The sequence below is a fragment of the Streptomyces sp. NPDC007084 genome, assembly GCF_040703595.1.
In the GTDB taxonomy this organism is placed as follows: Bacteria; Actinomycetota; Actinomycetes; order Streptomycetales; family Streptomycetaceae; genus Streptomyces.
The window spans coordinates 62,520-74,118 of sequence record NZ_JBEYFY010000033.1 but is presented as its reverse complement, the minus strand read 5'-3'; the positions used below and the strand labels follow the sequence as shown (position 1 = coordinate 74,118).

The window sequence follows — 11,599 nt, the reverse complement described above, 5'->3', positions numbered from 1 at the left end:
GCACTTGGTCGTGCCCTGCGGCCGCGCCGGGGGGCCGGGGGGGGGGGGGGGCCCCCGGGGGGGCTTTCGGGGGTGTGTGAAAACCTCGCGGGGGGGGGAGGGTTAAACCCCCCCCCCCCGCCGCCGTCGTCGTAGCCCCGTCCCCGTCAAGGAACGGGCCATGCCTTACTCAGCCGAGCCGAGCCGAGCCGAGCCGAGTCGGGCCCGGCCGAGTCGAGCCGTGCCTCAGCCGAACTGCTGCTCCAGGTCCTTCAGCTTGCGCTCCAGGGAGTCGAGCCGCGGAAGGGCCATCGTGTCGTCCTCCGTGGTGAGGTCGACGGTGATCGGCTCAGTGCTCTTGCGGACCGGGGTGAGGGAGGGCCGCGAGCGTACGGGCAGTTGCTCCGCGGTGGATATGGCAGGCTCCGCGGAGCCCGGGGCGGGTGCCCGCTCCACGGTCGCCGTCTCCAGTTCCCGGCCGCCGCCCCGCCCGCCGAAGCCGCGGTGACCACGGCTCAGGGCCTTGAGGTGGGCCCGCTCGACCCGCTCCTCGTTCCGGCGGCGCAGTCGGTTCTGCTCCTTCTGGCGCCGGTCCTCGCGCACCTCGTCCACGGCCTCGTCCAGGGTGCGCACGTTCTCCAGGAGCATCAGCGACCACGCGCTGTACGTCTCACGGGGAGCCCGCAGCCAGCGGACGATACGGATCTGCGGCAGCGGACGCGGCACCAGACCCTGCTCGCGCAGCGCGGCACGACGGGTCTGCTTCAGCGCGCGGTCGAACAGCACCGCGGCCGACAGGGACATGCCCGCGAAGAACTGCGGAGCGCCCGCGTGGGCCATGCCCCGGGGAGCGTGGACCCAGTTGAACCAGGCCGCGGCACCCGCGAACGTCCACACGAGTATGCGGGAGCCGAGCGCGGCGTCACCGTGGCTGGCCTCGCGCACGGCGAGGACGGAGCAGAACATGGCCGCGCCGTCCAGACCGAACGGGACGAGGTACTCCCAGCCGTCGGAGAGGCCCAGGTTCTGCTGGCCGAAGCCGACCAGGCCGTGGAAGGAGAGTGCCGCGGCGACCGCGGCACAGCAGAACAACAGCACATAGGAGGCCGAGCCGTAGATGGCCTCCTTACGCCTGCGGCGCTCCTCGCTGCGTTCCCACGAGTCGTCGCCGCTCGTGTCCCCGGACCGCTTGCCGCGCGCGAGCACCGCCACCGCCGCCAGCAGGCCCAGGAGCAGAACGGCGCCTGGAAGCAGCCAGTTCAGCGATATGTCGGTCAGTCTCATCTGGGGTCCCTTGCATTGGGATAGGGCGTAACGCCCGCCATAGTGGCCCAATCACGTCGGCCCTCAGGGGGTTTCGGGGCAAGAGGCCGCCAAGGGAGTGCAAGGGGATGCGCAGGGCGACGTTCTGCTCGAACTGCCGCGCGAGGGACGGGAGTTGAGTGCGAATAAGATTACCCGTACGGATGGTTCGACGGAAAGTTCCTGCGACAAGTGAGGAAGTTGTGAACCACCTGTGATCCCGCGTACGTCTCCGAAGCGCCCTGAGGCGGTGTTGATCTTAGGGCATACACGGGCGGCGTCCCGCCGGGGGTGCCTCAACCGGCGTCGGCGGCCGTCAACTTGCGGACCCGGTCCGCGTCGCAGGTGCGCGGGCAGGTCGCGCAGGTGTCCTCGGGGTCGAGTGTGTAGAAGAGGCAGCAGCTCGCCCGGTCCCGGGTGGGCAGCGGCTCACCGGAGGGGCCGGTCAGGTCGCGGAACGCCGCCGAGCCGACGTACGGCCGCGTGGAACCGGGCAGCAGCAGCTCCAGCTCGCGCCGGCCCCGCGCCTCCTCACCGAACAGGGGAGCGAGATACCACAGCCCCTCGACGATCTCGTCGGTCGCCATGCCCCACAGCGCCCGGCCGCGCCGCCGCATCCGCGGCCCGAATCCGCCGAGGACCGGCTCCAGGTGCTCGGCCACCGCCGCCCGCACCTCGGCGCGCAGCGCCTCCTCGTCCGGTACGACCCGCGCACCGGGCAGCCCGGCCGCCGGGTCGTCCGGCAGACAGGCGAACGTGGTGACCCGGACCGCGAACCGGCCCAGCTCCCGGTTGAAGGTGACGTGCTCCACGGGCATCCGGGGCACCCGGCCCCGCAGGAACCACGGCACGGTGATCAGCAGGCAGGCCGGCCAGGCGTACCGGTGCAGTCCGAAGCTCGCCACGACATCGGGCCGGGCCCGCTGCGCGTAGTCCCGGATCACCTGCGCCTCGTCCCAGGCGAGGAACGCGTCCAGCTCGGGACCGCCCTCCGCGAGCCGGGCGGCGTTCGCCCAGCCTTCGCCGCGGGGCGCCGCCTCGCCGTCGGCCAGCTCGGTCACGCTCAGGTCCGGAAGCACCTCGGTCATCCGCGCGTACGCGCCCGCGAGCGGCGACACGGCGGTGAAGGGCGCGTCGGGGCCGGTCGGGGCGGGTGCGAGAGCCTGGGCGGGCAGAACGGGAGCGGACATGCGGAACCATCGCTTCACGATCGTTTGCAGGTAAGCCTTACCTTACCCTCCCTTTCGAATATTTGAACTGAGGCGATGTGCGCCTATCGTGCTTGTCGGACAAGAGGCACGCGCTTGCGAGCGGCGCGCGCTCGTCCGGCAGGACACCGAACCAAGAGACAGCGAATCAAGAGGCGGCGAATCAAGAGGCGGCGACCAAGGGGTCGGCCCGCCGCGACGCCCCCGTGCGGCACCGATCCGGAGGAGGACCCGTGGAGCAGGCCGGTACGCGCGGCACACACGGCTCCCCGGGTCCGGCGGGCCCGGACGCCGCGGCAGCCCCCTTCCGCGTCCCGGCACAACCACGAGCCGCCGAGCCGCGACCCGCCGAGCCGCGAACCGCCGAGCCGCGACCCCCTGAGCCAGGAGCCCCCGGCCCGGCCCGGCCCGGGGGAGGCGTCGCGCCGGCCGCCGCCGGCGACGGCACCGGAGCCGGAGCGCACGGCGCTCCCACCGCCTCGGCCCGCGGCGAACACACCCACAGCGAGCCCCCGGCCCCGCGGACCCATCGCGAGCCGCCGGTCCCGCACCTCCCTCGCGAGGCGCCGGTCCCGCAGACCCACCGGGAGGCGCCGACTCCCTACGCGCGCGACGCCGGCTCCCCGCCCGCCGTTCCCGCGCAGGGCACCCGTCCCGTCGTGCGGCGCGCCTCCGTACGCGGGCAGATCCTCGACGCCCTGCGCACCGCGCTGGTGGCGGGCGAACTCGCGCCGGGCGAGGTCTACTCGGCGCCCGCCCTCGGCGAGCGCTTCGGGGTGTCCGCCACGCCCGTGCGCGAGGCGATGCAGCAACTCGCCCTCGAAGGCGCCGTCGAGGTCGTCCCCAACCGGGGCTTCCGCGTCATCGAGCGCGGCACCCGTGAACTGGCCGAACTCGCCGAGATCCGCGGGCTGATCGAGGTCCCCGTGATGCTCCGGCTCGCCCGCACGGTGCCCGCCGCCCGCTGGGCCGAACTGCGCCCGCTCGCCGAGGCGACCGTCCGCGCCGCGTCCTCGGGCTGCCGCGCGACCTACGCCGAGACCGACCGCTCCTTCCACCGCGCGGTCCTCACCCTCGCGGGCAACGCCCAGTTGGTGCGGATCGCCGACGACCTGCACCGCCGCGCGCAGTGGCCCCTCGTCGGCGGTCCCGTCTCCAGGGGCCGCGCCGACCTGGTGGCGGACGCCGCCGAACACACCGCGCTGCTCGACGCGTTGATCGCCGGTGACCTCGCGGTCGTCCAGTCCCTGGTACGCGAACACTTCACCGGCGCACCCTGAAGCCGAGGCCCCGGCGCCCCCTCAAGCCGACGCCCCCTCAAGCCGACGCGCCCCGAGGTCACCGGCGCCCGCCGCGACCGACACCCTCGTAGTCACTGTCACTGTCACTGTCACTGTCACCGTCACCGTCACCGTCACCGTCACCGGCCCCCCTCAAGCGCCCCGTACGTAACCGTCCGCAGCCCCTCCGTCACGGAGTCGTACGGTCCGTGCGACACTCCCGGCCGCCGGGAAACCGGGCGCGCCCCCGGGGCGTGCCCCGTGCACAGGTCCCGGGCGAGAGCCGGACCGCGACCGGGGGAGAGAGACATGCCAGACCCGTCCTGGACGGCACAGCAGCAGGCCCAGCAGGCCGCTGGGCAAGCCCAGCGGATCCACCACAACCATGTCCGGGTCCACGCCCACGCCCACGACATGAACCGTCACGCCCACGACATGGCCCGCCTGCACGCGGGCCAGGCCCGCGCACACCGCCCGGCGCCCCACACCGGCGGTGGCCGGAGCGGTGGCCTCGGCGGCTTCCCGCTGCTCCTGGTCGTGGTGGCCGTCGTCGTCTGCCTGGTCCGCGACCCGGGACTGCGGGACGACGTCACGGCCTTCGCGCGGGACCTGCTGACCCGGGTCCAGAGCGGCTAGGCCGCGGCCGGGGGAGCCTTGCCGGCCCTCCGCCGGTCAGGCCGTCGCCGCCGGGGGCGCCAACTGGGCGGCCAGCCAGGTGGGTACACCGCCGAGCAGCCGGAACAGCCGGCCCGCCTCCGCGCGGAGCCGCGAGGCCTCCGGTTCCGCCTCGGCGTCCGCGAGCGAGGCCAGCGCCGGGGCCGTACCGACGAGGTAGCCCAACTCCTCGCGGATCCGCAGGGATTCCGCGAAACCGTGCCGGGCCTCCGCCAACTCGCCCTCGCGCAGGGCGAGTCCGGCGAGGTGCCGCCAGGTGAAGGACAGCAGCAGCGGATCGCCCGCCGAGGTCGCGCCCGCGTGCGCCCGCCGGTACGCGGCCCGGGCCGCCTGCGGAGCGTGGGCCAGGTTCTCGGCGACCAGTCCGCGCCGGAAGTCCAGCAGGGCCCGCCCGGGGGCGCCCGGCGCGATGAGGGCGGCGGCCCGGCCGAGCGCGGCACGGGCCTCGTCGGCCCGGTCGCGCACACGCAGCAGCGTTGCCGCGTAGGCGAGCTGGCCGCGTTCGCAGGCCGCCGCCCCGCGTTCGTCGTCGCTCTGCGCGAGCGCCTCGGCGGTGCGCAGCGCGTCCTCCGCCTCCGCCCAGCCCTGCTCGGTGTAGAGGCAGCGTTCGACGAGCAGCGCGGCCCGCTGGAGCGCCGCCGCCGCCGAGTGCGGCTGGAGCAGTGCCGCCGCGTCGGCCCAGCAGGCGCGTGAGCGCAGCCGCCATACCGCGGTCTGGAGTGGATCGTCCCCTGCAGTGGTTCCGGAACCAGACATGGCGGTATGCGCCACGTTGCCCTCCCCGAGCACACCATTGAGCTGTTGAGTGGTGGCATCTCAGCACGGATCACCGGGCCCGGCCAAGAGGGTGGGTGAAGGATTTCACAAAGTGGCGGGGGCGCGTCCGGCCGCCCGCGCCCCCGCCGTGGATCAGCTCATCCGCAGGGCCAGGAAGAAGTCCAACTTGTCCTCCAGGCGCGAAAGATCACGTCCCGTCAACTGCTCGATCCGGCCCACGCGGTAGCGCAGCGTGTTGACGTGCAGGTGCAGCCGGGCCGCGCAGCGCGTCCAGGAACCGTCGCAGTCGAGGAACGCCTCCAGGGTGGGGATCAGCTCGGCGCGGTGCCTGCCGTCGTACTCGCGCAGCGGGTCGAGCAGCCGGGCGGTGAAGGCCCGGCGGACGTCGTCCGGCACGAAGGGCAGCAGCAGCACGTGCGAGGCCAGTTCCTGGTGGCCGGCCGCGCAGACCCGGCCGGGGCGCGCCGCCGCGACCCGGCGGGCGTGCCGGGCCTCCTCCAGCGCGCCGCGCAGCCCCTCCGCCGAGTGCACGGCCGCGCTGACCCCGAGGGTGAGCCGCCCGTCGTCGTTCAGCCCGGCCGACAGCGGGGCCCGTACCGCCTCCAGGAGCCGGTCGGCGTGCAGACCCGTGCCCGAGCCGTCCTCGTCGGCGGAGACCGCCGGAAGGGGGACCAGCGCGATCGCCTCGTCACCCGTGTGGGCGACGGCTATCCGGTCGGAATGTTCCGGCCCCGGGGACAGCGGGTCCACGAGGATCTCCTCCAGCAGCGACTGGGCGACCGGACCGCCCTCGATGTCGCCGCCCTGCCACTCCACCCGCGCCACCACGACCTGCCAGTGCGGGGCCGCGCCCAGGCCGGGCAGCAGCACCGGTGCCGCGACCCGCAGCCGCGCCGCGATCTCGGCGGGCGCCGCGCCCGTCTGGACCAGCTCCAGGACCTCCTGCGCGAGACGCCGCCGCACCGTGCGCGCCGCGTCCCGCCGGTCCCGCTCCACCGCGATGAGCTGGGTGACGCCCTGGAGCAGGTCGAGGCGTTCCTCCGGCCAGTCCCCGGCGTCCGCCTCGACGGCGAGCAGCCAGTCGGACAGCACGGTCTCGCGCACGTCCCGCGAGCCGGTCGCGGGCCGGGTGGCCGAGCGGATCGGGAAGAGCGAGTACGTCGCCTGGCCGACCGTGACCCGGTGCGGTCCGCGCCGCCCGGTGCGGGCCGCCGCCAGGTGCTCGGCGGCCAGCCCGGCACACACGTCCGCGGGCAGCTCGCCGCCCGCCGCCTTCGAGCCCGCCACGGTCCGCCCGGCCGGCGACAGCACCCAGGCGCGCAGGTCGAGGTCGGTGCCGAGCAGGTCGAGGACCACGTCGGGGCCGCCGCCCGCGGGGCCCGAGGTCATCATCCGGCGGTGCCGGTCGACCACGGCGGCCAGGTCCCCGGCGCGCTCGCCGGACACCTGGCGCACCACGTGCTCGGTGATGGTGGCGAAGGCCACCGACTCGTTCACCGCGAACAGCGGCAGCCGGTGCCGGGCGCAGGCGAGGACCAGGTCGTCGGGGATGTCGCCCAGCTCCGCCTCGCCCGCCGCGAGGCCGGCCACCCCGGTGCTCGCGAGGATGCGGACGAACGGCTCCGAGTCGCTCGCGTCGTGCCGCCAGGCGAGGCCGGTGAGGACCAGTTCGCCGCCCGAGAGATACCGGCTCGGGTCCTTCAGGTCCGTGGTCATCACACCGCGGACGGCACGGTCGAGTTCGTCCTCGCCGCCGAGCAGCCGCAGCCCCAGCGCGTCGGTGTCCAGCAGTGCGCGCAGCCGCATTCTCGTCGCCGCCGTTCTTTGTCTCGAAATCTACGATGAAGCGTCGCGGAGGCCCCGCGAGCGGGTCCCGGGGCGCCGCGGAACGGGTCCGCGAGCACCGGGCGCCGGTGAGCCGGTCCCCAGTCCCGGCCTCGCCCTTCCGTGCGCCGTGCCCGCTGTTTCCAGAGGCTGTGCCCACTGTTTCCAGAGGAAACCAGGGAGGTAACCGACGGCCTCCGTTCATACGAATCTACAAGATGCGCGCGCTGGCCAGCCAACTCCTTCATGGTTTCGGTGACTGACCCGCATGCGCGACAGCGCTGTGTACTGACCTCACTCCGCGTTAACACCTCATGAACGAGCCGGGCCGCCCGCACACGATCTGGCTTGATCAGAACGACCGACGACACGAATGAAGAGAGCCACTCATGGACTTCCTTCGCCCCGCACGCTGGGAGGAGGCGCTCGCCGCCAAGGCAGAGCACCCCACGGCCGTGCCGATCGCGGGTGGCACCGATGTGATGGTCGAGATCAACTTCGACCACCGCAGGCCCGAGTACCTGCTGGACCTCAACCGCATCGGCGAGCTGAGCGAATGGGAGGTCGGCGAGGAGAGCGTGCGTCTGGGCGCCTCCGTTCCGTACACCCGCATCATGGAGCACCTGCGCGGCGAGCTGCCCGGCCTCGCCCTCGCCTCCCACACGGTGGCCTCCCCGCAGATCCGCAACCGGGGCGGAGTCGGCGGCAACCTCGGCACCGCCTCCCCGGCCGGCGACGCCCACCCCGCGCTCCTCGCGGCCGGCGCCGAGGTCGAGGTCGCGTCGGTGCGCGGCACCCGCATGATCCCGATCGACGCGTTCTACACCGGCGTGAAGCGCAACGCCCTCGAACCCGACGAGCTGATCAGGGCCGTGCACGTCAAGAAGGCGGACGGCCCGCAGCAGTACTCCAAGGTCGGCACCCGCAACGCGATGGTGATCGCCGTGTGCGCCTTCGGCCTGGCCCTGCACCCCGACACCCGTACCGTCCGCACCGGCATCGGCTCCGCCGCGCCGACCCCGGTCCGCGCCAAGGCCGCCGAGGAGTTCCTGAACGCGGCGCTCGACGAGGGCGGCTTCTGGGACAACGGGAAGATCATCACCCCGTCGGTCGCCAAGCAGTTCGCGGACCTGTGCTCGGCGGCCTGCAACCCGATCGACGACGTGCGCGGCACCGCGAGCTACCGCCGCCACGCGGTCGGCATCATGGCCCGCCGCACGCTGACCTGGACCTGGGAGTCCTACCGCGGCACCGCCGCCCGCACGGAGGGAGTCGCCTGATGCGCGTCAATTTCACGGTCAACGGCCGCCGGCAGGAAGCCGACGACGTCTGGGAGGGCGAGAGCCTCCTGTACGTGCTGCGCGAGCGCATGGGCCTGCCCGGCTCCAAGAACGCCTGCGAACAGGGCGAGTGCGGCTCCTGCACCGTCCGGCTGGACGGCGTACCGGTGTGTTCCTGTCTGGTCGCCGCCGGACAGGTCGAGGGCCGCGACGTCGTCACCGTCGAGGGGCTCGCCGACTTCGCCAAGCAGCGCGCGGAGCACGGCGGTTGCGCCACCGGCGCCTGCGACAGCGGTGAGGGGAGCGGGACTTCGCTCGACGCGGCGAAGGGCTGGGCCGCCAAGGGCCAGGACTCGCAGACCGGCGAGGGCACCGAACTCTCCCCGATCCAGCAGGCGTTCATCGACGCCGGCGCCGTCCAGTGCGGCTTCTGCACCCCCGGTCTGCTGGTCGCGGCGGACGAGATGCTGGAGCGCACCCCCAACCCCACCGACGCGGACATCCGCGAGGCGCTCTCCGGCAACCTGTGCCGCTGCACCGGCTACGAGAAGATCATGGACGCGGTCCGCCTCGCGGCCGCACGGCAGTCCGAGGGGGCCTGACCATGGGTACGACCGGTACACCCACGAACATCACACAGGGCTCCAAGACCAAGGGCGGCATCGGCGAGTCCACGCTCCGCCCGGACGGCACCCTCAAGGTCACCGGCGAGTTCGCCTACTCCTCGGACATGTGGCACGAGGACATGCTGTGGGGGCAGATCCTGCGCTCCACCGTCGCGCACGCCGAGATCGTCTCCATCGACACCTCCGAGGCGCTCGCCCAGTCCGGTGTCTACGCCGTCCTGACCTACGACGACCTGCCGACCGCCGTGAAGACCTACGGCCTGGAGATCCAGGACACCCCGGTCCTCGCGCACGGCAAGGTACGCCACCACGGCGAGCCCGTCGCGATCGTCGCCGCCGACCACCCGGAGACCGCGCGCCGCGCCGCCGCCAAGATCAAGGTCGAGTACAGGGAGCTGCCGGTCATCACGGACGAGGCGTCCGCGACCGCGCCCGACGCGATCCTCGTCCACGAGGGCCGCGACGACCACCACATCGGCCACGTCCCGCACCCCAACATCGTGCACCGGCAGCCGATCGTCCGCGGCAACGTCGAAGAGGCCGCCAAGAAGGCCGACTTCGTCGTCAGGGGCGAGTACACCTTCGGCATGCAGGACCAGGCGTTCCTCGGCCCCGAGTCCGGACTCGCGGTGCCCTCCGAGGACGGCGGCGTCGAACTCTACGTCGCCACCCAGTGGCTGCACTCGGACCTCAAGCAGATCGCGCCCGTCCTCGGCCTTCCCGAGGACAAGGTCCGCATGACGCTCTCCGGGGTCGGCGGCGCCTTCGGCGGGCGCGAGGACCTGTCGATGCAGATCCACGCCTGCCTGCTGGCCCTGCGCACCGGCAAGCCCGTCAAGATCGTCTACAACCGTTTCGAGTCCTTCTTCGGGCACGTCCACCGCCACCCCGCGAAGCTCTACTACGAGCACGGGGCGACCAAGGACGGCAAGCTGACCCATATGAAGGCGCGGATCGTCCTGGACGGCGGCGCCTACGCCTCGGCCTCCCCGGCGGTCGTCGGCAACGCCTCCTCGCTCAGCGTCGGCCCGTACGTCGTCGAGGACGTCGACATCGAGGCCATCGCGCTCTACACCAACAACCCGCCCTGCGGCGCGATGCGCGGCTTCGGCGCGGTCCAGGCGTGCTTCGCCTACGAGGCCCAGATGGACAGACTCGCCGACCAGGTGGGCATGGACCGGGTCGCGTTCCGTCAGCTCAACGCCATGGAGCAGGGCACCCTCCTGCCGACCGGCCAGGTGGTGGACTCGCCGGCCCCGGTCGCCGAACTCCTGCGCCGCGTCAAGGCGATGCCGCTGCCGCCCGAGCAGCAGTGGCTCGCCGCCGGCGAGGAGGCCGACGTACGCCAACTGCCCGGCGGCCTGTCCAACACCACGCACGGCGAGGGCGTCGTGCGCGGCGTCGGCTACGCGGTCGGCATCAAGAACGTCGGTTTCTCCGAGGGGTTCGACGACTACTCGACCGCCAAGGTCCGTATGGAGGTCGTCGGCGGCGAGCCGGTGGCCACCGTGCACACCGCGATGGCGGAGGTCGGCCAGGGCGGCGTCACCGTCCACGCGCAGATCGCCCGCACCGAGCTGGGCGTCACCCAGGTCACCATCCACCCCGCCGACACCCAGGTGGGCAGCGCCGGTTCGACCTCCGCCTCACGCCAGACGTACGTCACCGGCGGCGCCGTCAAGAACTCCTGCGAGCTGGTCCGCGAGAAGGTCCTGGAGCTGGGCCGCCGCAAGTTCGGCACCTACCACCCGGCGTGGGCCACCGCCGAACTCCTGCTGGAGGGCGGCAAGGTCGTCACCGACGGCGGCGAGGTCCTGGCCGACCTGGCCGACGTGCTCGAAGGCGAGGCCGTGGAGATCGAGGCCGAGTGGCGGCACCGCCCCACCGAGGCCTTCGACCTGCGTACCGGGCAGGGCAACGGACACGTCCAGTACTCCTTCGCCGCGCACCGCGCCGTCGTGGAGGTGGACACCGAACTCGGCCTGGTCAAGGTCATCGAACTGGCCTGCGCCCAGGACGTCGGCAAGGCGCTCAACCCGCTGTCCGTCATCGGCCAGATCCAGGGTGGCACCACCCAGGGCCTGGGCGTGGCGGTCATGGAGGAGATCATCGTCGACCCGAAGACCGCGAAGGTGCGCAACCCCTCCTTCACGGACTACCTCATCCCCACCATCCTCGACACGCCGACCATCCCCGTCGACGTGCTCGAACTCGCCGACGACCACGCCCCCTACGGGCTCCGTGGCATCGGCGAGGCCCCGACCCTCTCGTCAACACCGGCCGTCCTCGCGGCGATCCGGAACGCGACGGGTCTGGAGCTGAACCGGACGCCGGTCCGCCCCGAACACCTCACGGGCACGGGCGCCGCGTAGCACCGCCGGAACTCTCCGGGCGGCGCGGGGAACGTCACACTTCACCCCGCCGCCCGGAGTCCCGGAACCGCACCGCTCGCGGACCGGGAGCAGGCAACAGCAGCACAACAGGCACGTACCGCATGAGAGTTCCTCTGGTTTCACTCGTTCGCCTCGGGCCGTCCCCCGGGTCGTGCGGCCGAAGCACCTTCCCAAATCCCGTAACCGCGTGCGCGGTTCCAGCAGCCGTCAGGACGGCTGCCGCGGGTGCCCCTTTGAACCTTGGGAGTAGGCCCA

Annotated in this window: 9 protein-coding genes; 5 read left to right on the top strand and 4 right to left on the bottom strand. The window is 73.0% G+C overall.

The features are described 5' to 3' along the window. Positions 1–225: 225 nt before the first annotated feature. Positions 226–1,263: a DUF2637 domain-containing protein gene (locus AB0912_RS24270; protein ID WP_366703121.1), complete on the bottom strand. Its 1,038-nt coding sequence runs from the start codon at positions 1,261–1,263 to the stop codon at positions 226–228. A 314-nt stretch (positions 1,264–1,577) separates the two neighbouring features. Next, positions 1,578–2,471: a (2Fe-2S)-binding protein gene (locus AB0912_RS24265; protein ID WP_366703119.1), complete on the bottom strand. Its 894-nt coding sequence runs from the start codon at positions 2,469–2,471 to the stop codon at positions 1,578–1,580. Between the two features lie 251 nt (positions 2,472–2,722). Here AB0912_RS24265 and AB0912_RS24260 point away from each other — a divergent pair, with 251 nt between their 5' ends. Beyond that, the gene (locus AB0912_RS24260) at positions 2,723–3,769 is read left to right on the top strand and encodes a GntR family transcriptional regulator (RefSeq protein WP_366703117.1); all 1,047 of its coding nucleotides are present in this window, start codon (positions 2,723–2,725) and stop codon (positions 3,767–3,769) included. A gap of 309 nt (positions 3,770–4,078) precedes the next feature. Beyond that, a complete protein-coding gene (locus tag AB0912_RS24255) occupies positions 4,079–4,405 on the top strand; it encodes a hypothetical protein (RefSeq protein WP_366703115.1) in 327 nt (108 codons plus the stop codon). Positions 4,406–4,441: 36 nt separating this feature from the next. Here the strand turns inward: AB0912_RS24255 and AB0912_RS24250 are convergent, their stop codons facing one another. Both AB0912_RS24250 and AB0912_RS24245 read right to left on the bottom strand, forming a co-directional pair. Further along, entirely contained in the window at positions 4,442–5,215 is a 774-nt protein-coding gene (locus AB0912_RS24250) for a hypothetical protein (RefSeq protein ID WP_366703113.1), read from the bottom strand. 138 nt (positions 5,216–5,353) lie between these two features. Continuing rightward, on the bottom strand, positions 5,354–7,027 hold the full coding sequence (locus AB0912_RS24245; RefSeq protein WP_366703111.1) for a PucR family transcriptional regulator ligand-binding domain-containing protein: 1,674 nt from the start codon (positions 7,025–7,027) through the stop codon (positions 5,354–5,356). Between the two features lie 407 nt (positions 7,028–7,434). Between AB0912_RS24245 and AB0912_RS24240 the strand changes: the two genes are divergently transcribed. The 3 genes from AB0912_RS24240 to AB0912_RS24230 are packed head-to-tail and all read left to right on the top strand — an operon-like array spanning position 7,435 to position 11,323. Further along, positions 7,435–8,325 carry a xanthine dehydrogenase family protein subunit M gene (locus tag AB0912_RS24240; protein ID WP_366703109.1) on the top strand — a complete coding sequence of 297 codons (891 nt, stop codon included), beginning with the start codon at positions 7,435–7,437 and terminating at the stop codon, positions 8,323–8,325. Beyond that, positions 8,325–8,927: a (2Fe-2S)-binding protein gene (locus AB0912_RS24235; protein ID WP_366703107.1), complete on the top strand. Its 603-nt coding sequence runs from the start codon at positions 8,325–8,327 to the stop codon at positions 8,925–8,927. Before AB0912_RS24240 ends, AB0912_RS24235 begins: the two co-directional genes overlap by 1 nt. A gap of 2 nt (positions 8,928–8,929) precedes the next feature. Further along, entirely contained in the window at positions 8,930–11,323 is a 2,394-nt protein-coding gene (locus tag AB0912_RS24230) for a molybdopterin cofactor-binding domain-containing protein (protein ID WP_366703105.1), read from the top strand. The last annotated feature ends 276 nt before the right edge of the window (positions 11,324–11,599 follow it).